Consider the following 19,947-nt stretch of genomic DNA (forward strand, 5'->3'; position numbering starts at 1 on the left):
CGTATTATATATCTTTGTTGCGTGTGTAAATAAGAAGTTCCTATTGATGAAAAAAACCATATTGCTTTGTCTCTTTCTTGTCTATTGTTTTTCTCTGATGGCACAAGAGAATAAAATGGAGAAATCATTGACTTATCACCACTATGGCGTACGTGATGGGCTGGTGCAGGCTCAGGTCTTTTATTCTTTTCAGGATTCGTACGGATATCTTTGGTTTTCAACGAATAATGGGGTGAGTCGTTTCGACGGGAAAGTGTTTAAGAACTATGTCAAGGAAAATGCATTGACTATGGATGGAAGAGTAAAATATATCGATCAATACCAGGATATTGTTTTTTTCTTATCCGCGGCAGGCCTCTCTCTCTTACATACCGATGGAAAGATTGAAAAGTATGAACTACCTGATAATTATAAAACAAAAGGAGGCTTTTCGTTTCTTTTAAAAGATCATTCTCTTTATATTTTCAATTGCGACAAAGAAAGAGATTTAGGAAGTTACAATCCCCGGCACTTTTTTGTATTTGACTTTCTAACCAGGCAATATACAAAGAGTACGTACAAAGTTCCTTTTACTTCTTCTATATTTGATACCCCCAAAGGGATTCTTATTACCAGCTCCAATCAGAAAGATGTATCTTTCAGTCAGTTATTATTAATAGAGGAAAACAATTATTCAGTCTTTCAAAATTTATCCTTTCACCTGGAAATCGAAGTAAAAATAGATAACCGATCCTTTATAGGTCACCCCTACTCGGATGATAGGATAAATTTCAATTATATTTTTTCATTGGAGAAAGACACGTTCACCTATCGGGTAATCGAAGGGGTTTCTATGCCACAAACAGCAAGAAAGATGAATCAGAATAGTATATATATCTATTCAACCTTTCAACACAACTCCTTCATTGTCGACAGCACACGCACTCCCAGGCCTTTACTCTTAGAAACACCCATTATCAATCATGCATTGGTAGACCGTAATAATCATTTATGGTTAAGCACAGAAGAAGGTATTTATAATTGTTATAACCTCCTGTTTGAATCCTATAAACCCGGGATCAGCCGGAATGAAAGTATATGGGATGTGAAAAAAGATGTGTTTGGAAATATCTGGTTCAGTTTATATGGACATGGCATATGGCGAGCGGATACAAGAGGGAATCTGCAGAAAGCCGATTATATTGAAAACGGACAAAAGAAAGAGATTATCTACGGATATATGGGCGGATGCACAGATTCTATCAACAGATTGTACCTGACGCATCTCGGAGGTGCCGCCGTCTTTGATCCCCGCAAAGGGAATAATACGCAATTGGAAGGCGTAAAAACAAATATTGGATTAATAGCCTATTACGATACACTTACCCATAACGTATTTACGTCGGGGCTTGAATATCCCTTGACAAATATAAATGCGATTGACAGTCCGTTGAATAGAACAGTATATAATGATACACAAGGATTCGTCGTGTCGATTTGCCGGGATGGAAACCAACGGTTGCGGTATGGCACCTTTCAGGAAGAAGGATATCTGGATGAAGAAAAAGGGGTATTGGTGCCCGATACATTGACGGAACGTCCTTATAAATCCTTAATTTCTATGGTGCTCGATTCGACCGGTACTTTATGGAAAGGAACCGTTCAGGGCCTGTTTGCCGAAGATAAAAAAGGAAAAAACAGATGCATAGAAACAGATGAGATTGCTTTTGTCGGAAATTATAAGAATAAGTATCTCATTTACGGTTCTTCCCGAACAATTCATTTCTTGGATCTGCCCCAATATCATTCAACGCATCAAATAAACATTCGCTCCTTTGGTTATTATCAAGGTGTGGATATTCTTGAATGCGGACAAAACGGCTACTGGGAAGACAAAGAAGGCTATGTTTGGCTGGTAGGAGGCGATAAGGCCTTGCGTTTTCTTCCCGATGAATTATTAAAAATACCGGAACCAGCCCTAACCCCTCCTTTTATAGCCTCGGTTTCTTATGCCAACAGGCAGAATGAATGGCATTCACTGGCCAAAGACTCGACCGGTATAAAATTAAAACATACAGATAATTTTCTTCGCTTTGAAATCTTACAGGCATTTACTTCCGATCCTGAAAAGTTACGCTTTCGCTATCGCCTGATCCCCTACTCCGATACTTGGCAATACGATACGAACCGAACATTTATATTCCAGAATTTACCGCATGGCAATCATCGGTTGGAAGTGCAATCTTCCATTTATGATCAACATTGGTCGGACAGTGTTTTCTCTTCCGTTATAACCATCGGTAAGCCGTTCTGGCTGACTCTGCCCGGATTATTGCTCTTGTTTTCATTCTTTATTGCAGGGGGTGTTTTGATTGTTCTTTTGGTAAAAAAACAGGTGATAAAGAGCCAGGTAAAGAAAAGGGAGATCGATCAATTGAGATACCGTGCCGTACGTTCAAAGTATATTCCACATTTTACGGGTAATGTCTTAAATTCAATCAATTACCTGATTGAGAAAGACAAATCCCAGGCACAGAAATACGTTGTGGAGTTTTCCCACTTTTCCGGACAAACCTTATTGAATGCCGAAAAGACCGCCCGAAGTATAGAAGAGGAATTAGAGTATGCACGTACCTATCTGGAATTGGAAAAGTTGCGGTTTGAAGACAAACTGGAATATCAGTTTTCCATCGCTCCGGAGGTCGACCTGAAATTGATGATACCCGCCATGGTATTGCAAACCTTTTGTGAAAATGCCCTGAAACATGGCCTGCGCCACAAAGACGGAGTGGGTCTTATCCGGATCGAAGCCATTATACAAAAGAATTATCATATTATTTCTGTCGAAGACAATGGAATAGGAAGAAAAAAAGCAAAAGAAAGGAGAACGGAAGGAACCGGCGAAGGACTTGTCATCGTTGAGCAACAGTTAGATATACTGTATAACTCCAAAAACAAAAAATCCTTTATGCAGGTGATCGACTTATACGATGCAGCCGGAACAGCTTCCGGCACCCGTTTCGAGTTACATATTCCTTCGGATTTTATGACCTTGTAAAGATCTATGCCCTATGTATAAAATATTAGTAGTTGACGATGAAAATAAATCCAGGCTTTACCTGGTCAATATAATTACCGAAATACAACCCGACGCCCTGCTTACCCATACGAATAACCCGTTAGAAGCTTTACAGTTATTGAAAGAGACACCCTATGACCTGTTATTTACAGATATTGTGATGCCTCATATGGATGGTATAAGCATTCTCAAAGAATTGAAACAATCCGGCAATTTGCCTTTTACAGTGATGGTTTCTGCTTACAAAGATTTTGAGTATGCACAGGAGGCTTTAAATAGGGGCGCTTCCGGTTATATACTAAAACCTTTTGACAAAGAAAAGGTGGCAGAAATGATCGATCGCTTCATACAACAACAGCCGGAGAGTGAACAATCGATCCTTTTTTCGTCTTACAACGGACTCTTCCCGGTCGGTATAGACGAAATTCTGGCTATTGAAAAAGAAGACAGAAACCTTATTCGGATCTATACCAAGGATAATCCGATCAAAGCGGTCAGAGGTGTCTTGTCGGAAATAAAAAAACAATTACCCACCCATTACATCTATATCAATAGACAATGTATTGTCAATCGGAATGTGATCAAACGTTTTAATCCCAAAGACAAAACAATAACCCTTTCGTTGGATCAGTATGAAAAAGACTTCTCCTGCAGTCGCTCTTGCATGAAAGAGATTGCTTACTGGTTCAACCTGCGTAAATAACTTTTTGGGGGCATAATTTTAGTGTTGATAGCTATCGTCAGTACTGATGATAGTTATCGTTACTACTGATGATAGCTATCGTTACTACTGACGATAGCTATCAACAGTAAAATACTCCCTGAAAAAAAGGTGAAATAGCCTTCGTTTTTTAATCCAACTGATACAGTTTCAGTTTGTTGTATAATGTTTTACGGTCTATGCCAAGCAGTTGGGCTGCTTTTGATTTATTGTTACCGGCTTCTTTTAAAGCTTTGAGGATTTGTTCGCGTTCATGTTCTTCGTTGCGTAAAAGAGTAGCCGATGAGGATATAGGAGGTGAAGATACACTCTCCGTTATTTCTACCGGCAATTCTTTCGTTGTAATATAAGGGCTGGTGGCCAGTAAAGTAGCATAGCGGATTACATTTTTCAACTGACGTATATTCCCTGGCCAGGAAAAAGATTCCAATAAACGGGATGCTTCCGGATCAAAGCCAAGGATGTTCTTATGCAGTTCTTTATTGGATTGTTTGAGAAAAAGTGCGGCAAATAACATGAAATCTTCTTTCCTTTCTTTTAGATCCGGTATACGGATCGTAAATTCATTCAAACGATGATAAAGATCTTCACGGAATTCTCCCCGGTCTATCGCCGAACGAAGGTTTTCATTTGTTGCAGATAACAAACGAACATCTATTGTTATTTCCTGATTCGTTCCTATGGGTTTTATCTTTCGCTCCTGCAAAGCACGCAAAAGCTGAATTTGTATTTCATAAGTAAGGTTTCCTATTTCATCCAGAAAGATAGTTCCTCCCTGAGCGGCAACAAAAGCACCGGTCTTATTTTCTATAGCGCCTGTAAAAGATCCTTTTATATGACCGAAAAATTCGGATGCAGCCAAATCTTTGGGGATAGCTCCACAATCGACTGCAATAAAACGGGCATTGCGGCGATTACTATTCTCATGAATATAGCGGGCAATATGTTCCTTGCCGGTTCCACTGGATCCGGTAATCAATACCGAAATATCTGTTGGAGCCACTAAACGTGCATGTTCATACAATTGAATAGCAGCCGGGCTTTTTCCAAGGACATAGGTTCCATCCAGAGAGGCTGTTTGTTTGTCCGGAGAATCCGGTTCCTTTGGCTGTGTGGATGTATTTGGGGCTTTCAAAGCTTCCTGCATCTTCTCTAATAAATCTTCCGGATGCAAAGGTTTGGCTATATAATCAAATGCACCTAACTTAATGGCCAATACAGCTGTTTGTATCTCGGCATAACTGGTCATCATAATAAGAGGAGTCGATAATTCTTTTTCATTCATCCATTTCAAGAGTTCAATACCATCTCCATCAGGTAAACGCAGATCAGAGAGAAGCAAATCATATGTATTGGCTTCCATTCTTTGTTTAGCCTCTTTAACCGACGCTATGGTATCGACTTGGAATCCTTTCTTTCCTAGCCAGGTTGCAAGCATTAATGAAAATGTGATATCATCTTCTAAAATTAAAATAGAATGTATACCGCTCATTACACACAAAATATATTTATAATTACATCTAATTGCAAACGTAAAAGTAATACTTTTTAAATATTTCGTACATATTAAACCCTAAAAAAAGAAAAAGAACACTCCGTAGAGTGCCCTTTCAAAATTGTATGGAAGTTATAATATCACATCCTTACTTCCATTAATAATTTAAAACGGTAAAATGTATGTGTAACGGTATAAATATGAATTTATATATAACGGTATAAATGTAGAAACGTTGTTTTCACTTAGTATATAGAAAACTTCGTGCCAAACATCTATTACCGATCAAACTATTTTATATCTATCTGATAATCAATAAATAAAAAAGAGTATCCATTGTAAGGATACCCTTTCTATTTCTTTTAAAAATTGGGGAACTTGTCCACAATTGGGGAATTAATCCACACTTTATTCCAAAGCCAATGTTGCCTGGTCGACAATGGAAGATGCCTGATCGATTACATCCGTAAGTAAATGTTGCCATCCGGCATCCGATAATTCCACATTATTTTTTTCTAATATTTTCAATTGTTGAACCAGAATATCAGCCCCCAACATGGTAAATAAAGGAATCAATTTATGAGATACCCGTGCTGATTTATCCCGGTCAGATTCCGCGAGCGCTTCCCGAAGCAGTGTCAGACTCTTGTTTGTCTCAGTTGAAAAAGTGCGTAATATATGGGCGGAAGCTTCTTTGTCTTCTCCGGCAAAGGCGGTTAATGACAAGAAATCGGGTTCTGTTTTTACATCCAGATCAACCGGAAGCAGTTTATTCAATAAATTTACCAACTGTTCGGCCGTAAAAGGTTTATCTAAAGAAGAAGAGAAACCGGCATCCAAATAACGCTGAGTATCCTTTCCTACAGTTGCAGAAAGAGCGATTACCGGCAATTCGTCAAGTCCGGGAATACCGGATGTGCGGATTTGTTTCACCAGGTCATAACCATCCATACCCGGCATTTGAATATCGGTAATCACCACATCAAATACACTTTCTTTCAATATATCAAGTACAGCATAAGGATTAATGCAGGAGGTCACCTTTATATGATTTTGTTTCAATACTTCTTCCATCAAGGCCAATTGTAATAAATCATCATCAACAATCAGGCAACGCACCGAGCGATTCACAAAAAGAGTATTATCCACAATCGTATCTTCTTTGACTGGATCAGGTAAAGATTGATTATCAGAGAAAGGCAAAGGAAGACTAACCGTAAAAGCACTTCCTTGTCCGGCAGTGCTTTGCAGAGAGAGCTCCCCTCCCATCAAAGCCACCAATTTGTTTGTAATAGAAAGCCCCAGACCAAAACCTTCCGTCTTTTCGGCTCCCGGCAGACGGGTAAACTCTGCAAATATCTTTTTCTGTTCCTCCTCCGGAATACCCGCCCCCGAATCATATACTGTAACGATCAGGTTGGAGGTTACAGGCAGGATATTTCCTTCCGCATCTACCAGTTCTTCATTATTTAATGCCAACTGACTGCAATCAACACTTATTTCGACTTTTCCCTGCTGTGTAAATTTCACGGCATTCGATAAGAGATTGCCGATTACTTGCCGGATACGTACCGAATCTCCCTTATAGACGAAATCGGATTCTTCTTTTATATCCAATACAAATTCCAATCCTTTCTTGGAAGCCTGCGGTTGAAAACTATCATAAATCTCATGAAATAAATCCGGGACCTTAAAGGGTACTTCATGTATTTCCATCTGTCCGGATTCCAATCGTTGAAAATCCAACAAATCATTTACCAAAGAAAGAATATGAGAAGAGGATCCACTCATATTTTTCAGGTATAAACGTTGTTGTTCATCCGGATAAGAACGCTGCAGCAGTTCAATATAACCGATGATAGAAGACAAAGGAGCGCGGATGTCATGACTGATAGTCAACATTAACCGTTCCCGGCTATGTAAGAGGTCTTCCGTATATTTTTTTTCTTTTTCCAACTGTTTGCGGTAAAAATTACTTTTGAATAGATCGCGGGCAATCAGAACCAGGAAGAAAATAGCGACGATTAAAGAAATAAGGGCTATCCCGCTTATCAGATAAGAGGTCTGCTCTAAAATGTCCTGTCTGCTTTGCAAACGATTCAGGGAATTTGTCAATTCTTCTTCTTCCATATCCCGGAGGATCTGATTGATCTGACTCGATATCAAACTGTTATCGTAGCGCAAAGTGGAAGAACGATCCACAAGCAGTTCCCGCAATCGTTTCCTCTCTCCGGCAACATTGTTTTGAATATTCTTAAGAGTTTTATGGATCGCTTCATTCGGATTGTAAGCATTGACCATTGTATCTTTTACAGTTTGCTCATTCGCACTTACAATTATGCTAGAGTCCTTATCGGTCGGCACAAACACTTCTGCCAGTCGTTTCAGGAAACTGCGTTTTCGGCCTTGCACAATAACCGTATCTTTTTTTAACTCTACCCGTTCCTGAATCTCTTTTTCTTCTACCGATGGGGCTTTCGAAGCCATCGCTTTGGCTATATTTTTAGCATATAGGTCGGCATTGGCCTGTTTCCAAATCTCCAAGAGGTCATTGGTGTTGGCTCGTTTGCGTTCAATCAACATATCGATCGTATCGATCTTTAGGAGCAACAAAGAGTCAGTGATTAACAAACGCAAAGAGTCCATGTTCTGATGTGCCAAATCCAGGGTGGCATTGAAATAGGAATAATCGTCCTCTTCCATATCTACCAATTGCCCCATGGTCTCACTTTCCAATAGAAGGGCTTGTGTTTCTGTTACCAGGTAAATCTTCTTTCGGGGAATACTATTTACATCTTCCTCGGCGGCAATCTTATCAATAACATTATAAATATAAGAAAGAGAACCAACGGCTATAACAATAAGTATGATATAGCCTAAAACAACTTTGGGAGCTATTCGTCCTAATTGATTTTTCATACTATCTAATTTTTCTTATTCTTTATTATAACTTATATTCCATTTATCCAACATGATAAAATCTTCTTTCTTCAACCCTACTTTCCAGAACGGTATCGGATCATCATGGTCGTCGAGGTACATACGCTCTCGGATTGTATAATCCGGACTGGTCAGTGCCCATGTATCATTAGATAAAGGCGTTTCTATTCCTCCCAAATCTAACATCGTGTAAAAAACACTGTTCGAACTGACCGGTACTTCCTGATGTCCCAAAGCAGTCTCGTATTTCCCGGGATACGATTTGCGGTAGGCCTCGGAAAACCAAATAACATAAGGTATATGCAATTGATAATAAGTAGGTATAGGGGATGCATGTAAATAGCGTTCCCTTTTATCATCAAAAATATCCTCTCCATGATCACTTAAGTACAACAGAGAAGAACAGGCATTTGTCTTTGCCAGCATATCAATCATCTCTCCCAATACATAGTCGGTATACAGGATGGTATTATCATAGGCATTGCGCAGTTCATTTTTGAATGAAATACGGATACCGTCGGCTTTATCCGGTTTGTATCGGGAAAAATCGGTGGGATAACGCTCATGATAATTAAAATGAGAGCCATAAGTATGAATAACAACAAATAAATTTTCTTCGGTTCGTTCCAATTCTTTTTGTAGGAATGGAAGAACCATTCCATCATGTAAAGACAATTTACCGGTCTTCGTCCGGATCGTATTCATATCGATAAAGGTATCCGCTTCCCGGTAAAATTCCCCAATCATAGAAGTAGTAAGCTTTTGATTGGCTATCACAACTGTTCGGAAACCAGCTTCTTTGAAAGCTGTCACAATGCCTTTTTCTTCATAAAGAATATCATAATTTTCCGCACTGGCTGCAGATAAAATAATTGGAACACTTTTGTGTGTATTATTGGATTGAGTTATGGCATCTTTAAAATAAACCAAACCTTCCCTATTTTCCATACGGGGAGTAGTCTTTCGCTCGTAACCGTACAGGCTCCATTCCATCGCCCGGGAGGTCTCTCCCACTACCAATACATATATTTCCCGTTCACAGTTGGGGGAAACTTTCTTGGTTGCCTGAAAGGAAAAATGACTAGATGTCTTTGAATAATTCCGGCTTCTCTCTGCTTTGTTTATGGCAAAATAGAGATTATATAGCGCATTTAGCGGATAAATATCTTTCTTTAAACGAATCTGTTGATCCTGTAGAGGTGTAAAAAAACAAAGCAATACACCAACAAAGAAGATGCCTGCACTTCTCTTTATCCATTTTTTGCGGAAAGAGGGGGATAATTTGTCTTTCATACGGACAGAATGGGTCGCAAGCCATAAGGTAGGCAATGTATAAGAAAAAAAGACAAAGACAATAACCAATAGAATATTCGCTAATAATTCACTCGCTTCCGATGCATTCGAACTGGTTAGATTCAGAAACATATCGACGGCAATAACCGATTCACCAAAGAGATAAAGCAAAACCAATTGCCCGCCATCCAAAATCACTTTAGGGAATAAACACCAAACGACAATCCCCGGTTTCTTTACAAGAAGTAATACCGCTAACCAACAGGCCAAAGGTAAAAAGAGAGAAGCCAGACCAACGAGGATCGACATTGGCTCCGTTACTAAAAAGAACAGGTTAGGAATAACAAATGAAAGAGCAAACAAAAAATACAGATGCTCTTGTCGGGATATCCATTTCCATAAATTCACAAAATACCTCATTTATCTAACACTTGTTATAGCCATTTGGCCTGATCTGGGTGATTTAGGCTTCTACCCCTTTCGTTTCATTGACTAAACGTGCAAAATTAGAAGTTATTGGCAAAAAGACACAATCGATATACATAAAAGATGTTCAGTCACTGGAATTTCTTTTGTGTTTGCTCCAAAAATCAGATAAACTTCCAACAATGTTATTGGTAAAAACTGTTACCTTCGTATTCCTGTGCGCAAAATCATACATATCGACATGGATGCCTTTTATGCTTCTATCGAACAAAGGGATCATCCGGAATATCGTGGTAAACCGATTGCCGTTGGGCATGGAGAAACACGAGGGGTTGTTGCTGCTGCCAGTTACGAAGCCCGTAAATACGGGGTACGGTCAGCCATGCCTTCTACTACAGCATTGAAAAAATGTCCCCAATTGATTTTTATCCCGCCTCGTTTTGATGTGTATAAGGATGTATCCCGGCAAATTATGGAGATATTTCATACATACACCGACTTGGTAGAACCGCTCTCATTGGATGAAGCTTTTTTGGATATTACCCGGAATCACCCAAAGAATCCTTCCGCGACCTTGATTGCCAAAGAAATAAAAACACGTATCAAAGAAGTAACGGGACTGATTGCCTCTGCCGGTGTCTCATACAATAAATTTCTGGCCAAGATCGCCTCTGATTATAATAAACCGGATGGTTTATTTGTTATTGAACCTCAAGATGCGGAGCTTTTTGTTGAAAGATTACCTATTGAGTCTTTCTTTGGAATAGGCAAAGTGACTGCTATTAAAATGCATAAATTAGGTATTCATACAGGGGCTGACCTGAAAAGAGTCAGTGAAGAACGACTAACTAGGCTTTTCGGTAAAGCTGGACATATGTATTACAACAATGCCCGTGCAATAGATAACCGGGAGGTGGTCCCTAACCGCGTACGCAAGTCGATAGGTGCAGAAAATACATTTGAAACGGATTTAGAGACTTCTACCCGACTGACTATTGAACTCTACCATATAGCTCGGAAAGTATGGGAACGAATGGATGCCAAACATTTTTATGGGCGAACCATTACTTTAAAAATAAAATATACCGACTTCGAAATAATTAGTCGAAGCAGAACCCTGCAACAACGTATCGATAACTTCCAGGTCCTTTGGGCCATCACCAAAGAAATGTTAACACAAGTGGATACCCATGAAAAGAAAATCCGTTTAATGGGCATTTATATAAGTAATGCCGAAGCACTTATTCATTCTTTACCTATCCAATTGACATTTAATTTCAAACCCTGAAGGTTTTATCCTCAATCGCCCGTGTTTGTAGTACTTTTGAATAAGGGGGTACATCATGGGTTAACCAAATATTACCACCAATGACCGAATCGTGCCCAATCGTTATGCGCCCCAGTACAGACGCATTGGAGTATATCGTTACATTATCTTCAATAATAGGATGTCGGGGAACATCTACAGGCAGGCCTTCTTCATCGAATGTAAAGCTCTTTGCTCCCAAGGTAACCCCTTGATACAAACAAACATGATTTCCTATTATTGTGGTTCCCCCTATCACCAGACCGGTACCATGATCGATACTGAAATATTCACCGATTTGCGCTCCCGGATGAATGTCGATACCCGTCTTTGAATGAGCTATTTCCGTAATAATACGGGGGATCACCGGCACACCCAGCAATAACAATTCATGTGCTACCCGTTGATGTAAAATAGCTGATATCGCAGGATAAGAAAAAATCACCTCACTGGCACTATTGGCTGCTGGGTCGGTATCCAGCATAGCCTTCACATCGGTAGAAAGTAAATACTTAATATGGGGTATTTTGTTTACAAAAGCGATAGCTATATCCGAAGCCCTTTGTTTGGAGTCACAACAGGCTTCCGCTTCGAAACATAAGCCATAATAAATTTGCTCCTGCAATAAATCATATATCTTTTCAAGATAAACGCCTGTATAATACCGGATAGATTCCGTTTGAGCTTCCTGCTCCGTACCAAAAAAACCGGGAAAGATCACCAGACGCAATACATGCATAATCTCTTCCAATGAAGCAACAGAAGGAGATGGCTTCTGATGTAAAGGTATATAGGCATAATGTGCATCAGAAACAGAAAGTTTCTCCACATTCTTCTTTATTTGTTCCAAGATATCTGCCCGGCTCATACCTCTCAATTATCCCATACAGGATCGTATTTCAATAATGTTTTATTCTCTCCCAATCCTATATAGATATGATCCCCAATAACAAACATGCAATGAATATCCTTCATCGAATGGATCAATTGCGATTTACTCTCCCACTTTTTCGTTTGCGGATCAAACTTCCATATATACCCTGTATTTGTTACAATATATATGGTTTTATAATACACAACGCCTGCTGATGCAAATGCGCCTTGTAAAAGAGGTCCTTCTTCTGTTTTCCAAGTGTTTGCTCCATCTGCAGATGAGAACCAGGAATTATGGGTTGTTGGAGAAGGGAAAGTGTTTTTTCCAAGTCCCGCATATATCACATTATCAACAGTAAAAGCAATTCCTCCATATTGCCCTTCCGGGAAAGACGGCTTCAAGGTCCATGTCCGGTGATCGATCGAATATTCCCAAACATCTTTAATAATGGTATCCACATGGCTTACCGGATCTTTTCTCAATCCTCCAATCAAATAGACGAAATTCGTTCCTTTTGAACAGCTGAGACTATAGAATAAGGGATCCGGCTTCTGTCCACTGACAGATACTTCATCCCATGTGTTCAGGTTAGAATTATAAGAATAGAAATCATTGGTTGCTATCTTGTTTTCATTCAATCCTCCGAAAATATACATCATCACATTGACGGAAGAAGTAGCGATCCAGCTTCGTTTGATCGGACATTTCTTTTGATTGTTCCATCCCCTGGAGTCAAACAACCAGAATTTATCTGTCGGCTCCTCTCCCGAATCTCCTCCTAAGAAAAATCCTTGATTAGAGATGGAAGTAAAAGCTCCCGTTCCTGGCTTTAATAAAGGCGCATCCGAAGGGAAAGGATCTGCCTGCGTGAATATAGCAGGTGTTGTATGAGTTACGGTAGAACCATAAGCGACCTTATTGTTTTCATTGATGGCATACGCCCTCACATAATAGGTTTTATTTCCTTTTATCTTATATACTGTTGTTTCAAAACTGCCTTTGCCGGAAGAGATCCGGATCGTATCACTGTAACTGTCATTTATTGTCGGGTTACTTGTTGTATAAGAGATACAAACACCTGACTCAACCACTTTATAGAGTCCTTCATTCTTCACTTCTCCAGAGACATGAAACAAACCTTTTTCAGAATCTGCCCGTTTGATAGGATTCGTTGCCACCGAAGGTAAATGATTTAATAACATAAAAGACTGAACCTCTTCACTGTATCCAATACCGTATGAATTTTCTGCAAAAGCACGTACATAATACTCTTCATCCGAGCTCAGGTTCATTAACTTTCCGGAAAATATACTTTCTTCATTATTCAAATGAACTGTATCTGCTCCATTTTCCAAGGTAGGCATTTCATTCAATCCCACACAGAAACCACGTGCCTTTACCGGAGTATCTCCTTCTTTAAGCAATTCAGCTTCAAACTCAGCATACAGAAAGTCAATTTTTATTTCTTTTAAATTACCTACCCTGGGTAAACCATCAGTTGTTTTTATCACTTTTTGAAGACCGGTAGCCACCCCGAATTTATTTCTGACAAAGGCTTGCACATAATATTGTGTATTCATTTTAAGTCCGGGAATTACACAAACAAATGAGTCTGTTTGCATATTACTTATTACAGAATCTTTAGGGTTTGTTGCGCCCAATAAAGATTGCTCGGAATAATAAACTCCCCGCTGGAGTATTTCCCCTTCCCCTTGTTTGGTCACCTTTCCTCCGACCTGTACCGATTCTGCCTTCACCGAGTCCGCAGGAATCTCTAAAGTAAAGACAATAGGTAAACCGGAAATCGTCGTGACAGATAATCCATCTCCAAGTGAGGTTCCCACCGAATTGGTAGCATAGGCATATATAATATATTCCGTCGAATCTTTCAAACCGGTTATTTCCCCCTGAAAGTCACCTTTGCCCGTTCCTACCGGAAGAAAATCTTTATCCGAAGAGCTTTGTCCTTTTATATGCCATTTAAAACCTTTCTCAGTAACAATAGAACCATTTTCTTTCTCCACCGAGCCATAAACCGTAACAGATGTAGCTGTTCGGCCTGTAAATTCTTCTTTGGTGGTTACTGTCGGTTTTTCCGCGCCTATGATATTATCTGCCATTTGCGGATCTTCGGCACAGCTAACTACTAAGCCGACAATCAGTAGGATGGAATACAGGAATATATATATACGTTTCATGTTCGTTTCTCTTTAAAATATTATACCAAGCCCAGCATTAATATCCACGTATTTGAAATTCATCGTATGACATCCAACGCTAAAGAAAAATTTATTGAATCTAAACATCGCATCTGTTTCTATTACAGCTCCTTTATAAGAAGCATCTAGATTCTTACACCAGATATTTTCTGTCAGGCTTGTATTGTTGTCGGTAACAATAAAAGGAGAAAATAAGGTTCTTTCACCATATCCTCCTCCAACAGATAGATACAGCCAAGCATTTGTTTTGAAAATAATACCGGCTGTTCCAATCAGACTCTTGGTTTTATTGGATTTCGCTCTGTCGGCCTGATAGGATTTGTCTTTTTCAAGATGGGTTATTTCACTTTTGGCATTTACCGTACGGCATTCATTCGTATAATCCATAGAAGAGAAATTCGACTTTGCCCGAATATACCACCCCACGTTCCCATGGATACCACCCAAGGTAAGTCCAATGGGAGCTTCCGTCGAAAAGGTATACCCCAGAAGGAATTTCATTTTCTCTCTTCTCTTCTTTTCTATATTCAACCCTGATTGTCCGATCAGCGTATTCACCGTATTCAACTTATCAGTCCAGATAGCAGCTTCATTTGTATCTTTCTCTACACCTATGCCTTGCGTATAATAATTGATTACTTGATGAATAGCTGTTGTGTCATTTTTCTGTGCTTGGTTGAGTAAACAAGTGAAACATCTTTTCATCAGATTTTGCATGGAAGGACGCATTGTCTCTTGCATCATCCAGATGGAAGTCAACTGCTCTATACTATACATATCGCAATATTCAACCCCTTCACCAAACCACATGCGGGCATCACTATAATCTTTACGCTCCATTGCTTCGCGTCCCTTCCTGTTATATTCGGCATATTCCTGTGCGAACAGACAAAAAGGTAACAATATATATATCATCAATAAGCCAAGTATTCTCATAATTAGTTCAATAAAGATTCGATTTTCACTCCTTTACTTTTCTTCCTCTGTTGTTATAAATATCTACATCTCCGTTTTCCCGAATAAAGGCACGGTTATCCCCTGATTTCTCATTGTAGGGATATTCACAAGGAATACGTTCTATTCCTTCATTATCAATAGCTCCATATAGTCGGTTTACTTTTTTCCGCACAATAGTAAGTTCACCAAAAGAAATACCTTCTTTCTCTTCATACAATGCTTTCCGATCGGCAATTTCTTTTTCTTTGGCTTCTTCTTTTACTTCATTGATTAGATCAAAGACTTCTTCTGTTAGTTTTAGTTCCTTTGCTCTATTCAGGTCGGTTATCGCTCCTTTATAATCCTCTTTCTCCTTTTTCTCCTTAGCAGATGTAATCCATATTTTATATGTGGCATCTATCTCTTCTTCTGTCGGTTGATTTATTTCAATAACCGGAGTGGGAGTTTCTTGGACTGTAGTCGAAACCGGTTCTTTCTGGGTATCAGGCTTCATCAGAGAAGTTGTTGATTCGTTGATAACAGATTGATTTTTATGATTTTCAACCTCCTTTTTCGGTTCATCTATTGTAAGATGTTCTTCTTTTTCTTCTTCTATATCCTCCTTGTTTTCTTCCTGTAAAGAAGAAGAGGTGACGGGATCTGTTGTATTATTCGGCGGAGTCGTACGAACAATAGGATCGACCACTACGGGTTTGCTGGTATAAAAAATATAAGTTATTGCTGAAGCAACCAAGGCGATTGTCATAAAAAGCAACGTGATATACAGCCGTTTCCGCTTTCTCTCTTTCGGTCGGTTCTCTTCCTGATGATTCAATATCGTTTGTTCATCTGTATCATTGGACAATGCAGTCCGATTCACCGGATTATACAAAAGAGTCGTATCCTCCCCTCCTGTGTTGGGTAAAAGTTGGGGGTTCGGTGCATGAACCGGTTCTTTTAACTCTTCCTGGGGTGGCTTATCTAATGCTTCCAACATTTCCCGGATATCGCTGAAACGATCTGCCGGTATTATTTCCATTGCTTTAACGATCGCCCGCTCTGTCTTCTCGCTTATAGCCGGGTTCAATTCGATCGGTTTGGATAATGAACGAGTAGCCCGCAAAATAGATTCGGTAGGGATCTTCGATGTTAATAAATTGTACATAGTAGCCCCTAGCGAATAGATATCCGGATAAGGTGAAAAGTTCTGAGTTCCCTCGTTATCATATTGCTCTATAGAGGCAAAACCTTTTGACAGGGTAAGTATAGTCGTACTTGTCTCCTGCAATTCTTCATCGTAGCGTTTGCTTACGCCAAAGTCTATCAGGCGTGCGTTATCATTCCTGTCAATCAGTATATTACTGGGTTTGATATCGAGATGAAGAATGTTGTTTTCATGTACAAACTGAAGGGCTTCTCCTACTTGATGAACATACTTCAGGACCTTTTTTTCAGGTAAAATTCCTTCCCGCTCCATCATTTCTTTTAATGATAAACCGGCAATATATTCCATCGCAATATAAGCAGTGTTATTTTCTTCGAAGACCTCCAACACATTGACTATATGAGGATGATGAACATCTGACAATATCCGGGCCTCTTTAATCAGTTTTTCTTTGAATTTATGAAAAAGATTTTTGCCGGTTTCCGAATGAACCTTTACTGCATACGAACTCTGTTCGCGATAGCAATAATCTTTAAAAAAATATTCTTTAATTGCTATCGGAACTTCCGTTTTAACAGTCCCCAAAGATCCTTTAACTTCTGTATACCAAACACCTTTGTAAGTTATACCAAAGCCTCCCTGACCAACTATATGAGTAAGACGATACTTTCCGTTTTGAAGAAGATGTCCATTAGGCAAATTCATAACTACAAATGTAATCTTTTTGTTTGCCAAAAGTACATTAATTATGCTAAAGAATAAAGAAAAGAAAGAATAATTTGTCTCAGGCCAACATTATCCTGTACCTGATGAATAGGAACAATATAAAAAGAATAATTATCACGCGTTCTGCCATTGCATGTCTCTACCAATTTATCTTTAATACAATCCGGCGCTTTAGTAGTTGAAAAAATAAATGAAAGTGTTTCATTAGTAAGGTTTTCCAACACCCCGTCTGTACACATAAAAAAGGAATCTCCAGCCTGTATATCTCTCAACAAGATAACGTCCGCTTCTGTCGCATGTTCTCTCCCTTGTATAGCACGTATAATCACATTCTTTTGGGGATGATTAATCGCTTCCTCCGGTGATATTTTACCTATTTTCAATAAGGAATTCACCAAGGAATGATCTTCTGTCTGATACAGGATCTCTCCTTTGCGGAATTGATACACACGACTGTCTCCCACATGGGCAAGCGTAACACCTGAAGTCCCGATATACAATAGAGTTAACGTTGTTGCCATCCCCTTAGCCTCCGGGTTTCTGCGGATATAATCATCAAAACGGGCTTCAGTGTATTGTATGGCTTTATGTATAAATTCGCGGGTAGGTTCCCCTTCCAGAAAAGTAGAAAAATAAGTTTGAATAGAGTCGCAGGCCAGAGAACTGGCAATTTCTCCCTTTTCAGCACCTCCGACACCATCACATACAATAAATAATTTCTGATTGGATGCAACTGTCTCTGGTTGTGGATAAATTGAATCTTCATTATTCAATCTTCCCCCTATGTCGCTGATAGCGCAAGGCTTTCCAATTGTTATATTCATAACAGAAGTTTAGATTTATTCATTAAAGCGAAGCACTGTACGACCAATAATGATTTCGTCATTATTATTCAATACAACAACTTCTCCTTTTTCTAAGAAACTGCTATTATATAACGTATGATTTTTGCTATTATTATCTGAAAGATAATGTTTATATCCGCCTTTGGCTTCTTTTTTTACTTCAATGCGAATATGCTCTCTGCTCATCGATTTATCTGCAGTGACAATGCTTATGGTAGCATTGGAAGCGGCAGACTGACGACCAATAAGAGTAACTCCCTCATACAGAGGAAATATCTGTTCACGTGTATTTTCATCCGGCAAAACAGTCAGCGTGCCCATACTCGTCTTCAGTGGCTGAATAAGCGTTGTTTCTGAAGAACCGGAAGCAGCCGATTTATTTGCAAATACAAGTGAAATGGGTATTGCTTTTTTGCACTTAGGGCATTTGAATGATTGAATACCGGGGGGTAATTTTCCCTCGTCAACCTTCAACCCGACATGGCAATGCGGACATCTTACTGAAATCATAGAATGATAATGTCGTCAACTCCGTCGAAAGTCATATCTGAAGATGATATATCCCACATATCGGAATCAGACAACATAACAGTATCATCTGACATCGTGATAAAGTCTGATCCATCCAAACTTTCATCCACAACGATTGCATCCGATAAGAAAGCATCTTCATTGTCTATGTCCACAATTACTGCATCAGTCCAAACAGCATCATCACTGTCTATAGTCACGAATGTATATTCTTGCTCTTGCATAATTATTTGAATCTAATAAATCCGAAGCAAATGTAGAAAAAGTAATTGATTAAGAAATAGAGAATTTTATCTTATAATCAAACGGTTGGGTTTATTGTACAAAAGGCTTACTTTAGGTTACAAAACCGATTTATTCATTTACCCATTTAGCCTTACAGGAAGAGACAGGGCATTGCTTGCGGTTCTTCAACGACTCCCAGGGTATTTCTCCTAAAAAATTACCGCATTTCGGACAAACATAATCTATTTTAAACTGGTTGGCTATATCTTGTAACTGCTGGGGCACTTTAGCAGATTGTTTGGCTCCCAGGAAAATACCGATTGTCGGGGCACAGATAACAAGCAACAAACTAACAATAAAAAGCAAAGGGCTACCTTTCCCCAAAAAACCAATAAAGACACCTATAATGCCTGGTAAAGCAAAAGGAAGCGACTGAAATAATCTGATTTTAAACTGATTGGATGATTGTATTCTCACCTTCGCCGCAACATAGTTGTCATACACTTCTTTTAGGGCGGCAAACTCCTCGCTGTAATTATTGTTAAACCTTAATATATCAGATAGGCTAACCGTTTGCGAATCCCCAAACCGAAGCTGATCTGTCAGAGCAACCCTTTTTTTAACTACCTGTTGCTCATTGACAAAAGTTCCATTGGTTGATCCCAAATCTTCCAAAAGCCAAACACCATCCGGTTGACGTACCAAAGAGGCATGATACCGGCTCACATATTGGGCATCAATCGTATAATCATTGTCGTTTGCTTTTCCTATCTTTATCATTCTCAATCCTTCTTATCTTCCGGTTTGCCCATCTCTTTTTCCAAAGCCTCTTTTAAGACCTTCAACGGATCTTTAGAAATGATCAATTCACGGGGTTTCCCTTCATTAGATAAAAGGAGAAGCCGCTGTTTAGGTAAATTGATTTGTAAAATATGATTTTTATTAATGATGTGACTTTTACCGACACGCATTAAAATGGTATTACAACCCGCCACCTGTCGCTCCAGCATCTCTTCGATCTTTCCTATATTGATTGCAAATGTAAATTGGATTCCATTTGATAAGAGTAATTTGGTATAATTTCTGTCTGCTTCAAAATATAGAATCTGTCCTATCTTTATGCGTAATAATTCATCTCTAGTCTTAATAATCAAGTATCGCTCCATACTGTTTCGCTTATTATTCTT

The 19,947-nt window shown here is 39.1% G+C and carries 15 protein-coding genes; 3 read left to right on the forward strand and 12 right to left on the reverse strand.

All coding sequences use genetic code 11. The features are described 5' to 3' along the window. The first annotated feature begins 46 nt into the window (after positions 1-46). Both D0T51_RS00435 and D0T51_RS00440 read left to right on the forward strand, forming a co-directional pair. Positions 47-3,037 carry a histidine kinase gene (locus tag D0T51_RS00435; RefSeq protein WP_163723803.1) on the forward strand — a complete coding sequence of 997 codons (2,991 nt, stop codon included), beginning with the start codon at positions 47-49 and terminating at the stop codon, positions 3,035-3,037. A gap of 13 nt (positions 3,038-3,050) precedes the next feature. Beyond that, the gene (locus D0T51_RS00440) at positions 3,051-3,761 is read left to right on the forward strand and encodes a LytTR family DNA-binding domain-containing protein (RefSeq protein ID WP_163723805.1); all 711 of its coding nucleotides are present in this window, start codon (positions 3,051-3,053) and stop codon (positions 3,759-3,761) included. Positions 3,762-3,909: 148 nt separating this feature from the next. Here the strand turns inward: D0T51_RS00440 and D0T51_RS00445 are convergent, their stop codons facing one another. From D0T51_RS00445 to D0T51_RS00455, 3 genes are all read right to left on the reverse strand, one after another. Beyond that, entirely contained in the window at positions 3,910-5,262 is a 1,353-nt protein-coding gene (locus D0T51_RS00445; RefSeq protein ID WP_163724590.1) for a sigma-54 dependent transcriptional regulator, read from the reverse strand. A 420-nt stretch (positions 5,263-5,682) separates the two neighbouring features. Further along, positions 5,683-8,193 carry an ATP-binding protein gene (locus tag D0T51_RS00450; protein WP_163723807.1) on the reverse strand — a complete coding sequence of 837 codons (2,511 nt, stop codon included), beginning with the start codon at positions 8,191-8,193 and terminating at the stop codon, positions 5,683-5,685. Between the two features lie 15 nt (positions 8,194-8,208). Then, positions 8,209-9,927, reverse strand: coding sequence for a phosphoethanolamine transferase (locus D0T51_RS00455; RefSeq protein ID WP_163723809.1), 1,719 nt, complete (start codon positions 9,925-9,927; stop codon positions 8,209-8,211). 217 nt (positions 9,928-10,144) lie between these two features. Here D0T51_RS00455 and dinB point away from each other — a divergent pair, with 217 nt between their 5' ends. After that, complete coding sequence (dinB, locus tag D0T51_RS00460; RefSeq protein WP_163724592.1) at positions 10,145-11,221, forward strand: DNA polymerase IV; 1,077 nt, start codon at positions 10,145-10,147, stop codon at positions 11,219-11,221. Here the strand turns inward: dinB and D0T51_RS00465 are convergent. The 9 genes from D0T51_RS00465 to D0T51_RS00505 form a co-directional block, all read right to left on the reverse strand. Next, the gene (locus tag D0T51_RS00465) at positions 11,211-12,107 is read right to left on the reverse strand and encodes a serine O-acetyltransferase (RefSeq protein ID WP_163723811.1); all 897 of its coding nucleotides are present in this window, start codon (positions 12,105-12,107) and stop codon (positions 11,211-11,213) included. The genes dinB and D0T51_RS00465 overlap by 11 nt on opposite strands. 5 nt (positions 12,108-12,112) lie before the next feature. Next, on the reverse strand, positions 12,113-14,311 hold the full coding sequence (locus D0T51_RS00470) for a kelch repeat-containing protein (RefSeq protein ID WP_163723813.1): 2,199 nt from the start codon (positions 14,309-14,311) through the stop codon (positions 12,113-12,115). A gap of 12 nt (positions 14,312-14,323) precedes the next feature. Next, on the reverse strand, positions 14,324-15,247 hold the full coding sequence (locus D0T51_RS00475; protein ID WP_163723815.1) for a hypothetical protein: 924 nt from the start codon (positions 15,245-15,247) through the stop codon (positions 14,324-14,326). A gap of 46 nt (positions 15,248-15,293) precedes the next feature. Beyond that, the gene (locus D0T51_RS00480) at positions 15,294-17,138 is read right to left on the reverse strand and encodes a serine/threonine-protein kinase (protein ID WP_163723817.1); all 1,845 of its coding nucleotides are present in this window, start codon (positions 17,136-17,138) and stop codon (positions 15,294-15,296) included. A 41-nt stretch (positions 17,139-17,179) separates the two neighbouring features. Continuing rightward, complete coding sequence (locus D0T51_RS00485; RefSeq protein ID WP_163723819.1) at positions 17,180-17,983, reverse strand: PP2C family serine/threonine-protein phosphatase; 804 nt, start codon at positions 17,981-17,983, stop codon at positions 17,180-17,182. Between the two features lie 15 nt (positions 17,984-17,998). Continuing rightward, positions 17,999-18,514 carry an FHA domain-containing protein gene (locus D0T51_RS00490; RefSeq protein WP_163723821.1) on the reverse strand — a complete coding sequence of 172 codons (516 nt, stop codon included), beginning with the start codon at positions 18,512-18,514 and terminating at the stop codon, positions 17,999-18,001. Further along, positions 18,511-18,759 (reverse strand): hypothetical protein, encoded by a 249-nt coding sequence (locus D0T51_RS00495; RefSeq protein ID WP_163723822.1) that lies wholly within the window; start codon positions 18,757-18,759, stop codon positions 18,511-18,513. Before D0T51_RS00495 ends, D0T51_RS00490 begins: the two co-directional genes overlap by 4 nt. A gap of 130 nt (positions 18,760-18,889) precedes the next feature. Further along, positions 18,890-19,540: an FHA domain-containing protein gene (locus D0T51_RS00500; protein WP_163723824.1), complete on the reverse strand. Its 651-nt coding sequence runs from the start codon at positions 19,538-19,540 to the stop codon at positions 18,890-18,892. A gap of 2 nt (positions 19,541-19,542) precedes the next feature. Then, the gene (locus D0T51_RS00505) at positions 19,543-19,926 is read right to left on the reverse strand and encodes a LytTR family DNA-binding domain-containing protein (protein WP_163723826.1); all 384 of its coding nucleotides are present in this window, start codon (positions 19,924-19,926) and stop codon (positions 19,543-19,545) included. Positions 19,927-19,947 lie beyond the last annotated feature (21 nt).

The organism is Parabacteroides sp. 52 (genome assembly GCF_010500925.1).
GTDB lineage: Bacteria > Bacteroidota > Bacteroidia > Bacteroidales > Tannerellaceae > QVMG01.

What these genes read in the sequence shown, in the direction of transcription:
- D0T51_RS00475 (WP_163723815.1), bottom strand. Translation starts at nt 15,247, where the DNA reads ATGATATATATATTGTTACCTTTTTGTCTGTTCGCACAGGAATATGCC.
- D0T51_RS00495 (WP_163723822.1), bottom strand. Translation starts at nt 18,759, where the DNA reads ATGCAAGAGCAAGAATATACATTCGTGACTATAGACAGTGATGATGCT.
- D0T51_RS00470 (WP_163723813.1), bottom strand. Translation starts at nt 14,311, where the DNA reads ATGAAACGTATATATATATTCCTGTATTCCATCCTACTGATTGTCGGC.
- D0T51_RS00465 (WP_163723811.1), bottom strand. Translation starts at nt 12,107, where the DNA reads ATGAGCCGGGCAGATATCTTGGAACAAATAAAGAAGAATGTGGAGAAA.
- D0T51_RS00490 (WP_163723821.1), bottom strand. Translation starts at nt 18,514, where the DNA reads ATGATTTCAGTAAGATGTCCGCATTGCCATGTCGGGTTGAAGGTTGAC.
- D0T51_RS00480 (WP_163723817.1), bottom strand. Translation starts at nt 17,138, where the DNA reads ATGAATTTGCCTAATGGACATCTTCTTCAAAACGGAAAGTATCGTCTT.
- D0T51_RS00505 (WP_163723826.1), bottom strand. Translation starts at nt 19,926, where the DNA reads ATGGAGCGATACTTGATTATTAAGACTAGAGATGAATTATTACGCATA.
- D0T51_RS00450 (WP_163723807.1), bottom strand. Translation starts at nt 8,193, where the DNA reads ATGAAAAATCAATTAGGACGAATAGCTCCCAAAGTTGTTTTAGGCTAT.
- D0T51_RS00440 (WP_163723805.1), top strand. Translation starts at nt 3,051, where the DNA reads ATGTATAAAATATTAGTAGTTGACGATGAAAATAAATCCAGGCTTTAC.
- D0T51_RS00455 (WP_163723809.1), bottom strand. Translation starts at nt 9,927, where the DNA reads ATGAGGTATTTTGTGAATTTATGGAAATGGATATCCCGACAAGAGCAT.
- D0T51_RS00500 (WP_163723824.1), bottom strand. Translation starts at nt 19,540, where the DNA reads ATGATAAAGATAGGAAAAGCAAACGACAATGATTATACGATTGATGCC.
- D0T51_RS00485 (WP_163723819.1), bottom strand. Translation starts at nt 17,983, where the DNA reads ATGAATATAACAATTGGAAAGCCTTGCGCTATCAGCGACATAGGGGGA.
- D0T51_RS00435 (WP_163723803.1), top strand. Translation starts at nt 47, where the DNA reads ATGAAAAAAACCATATTGCTTTGTCTCTTTCTTGTCTATTGTTTTTCT.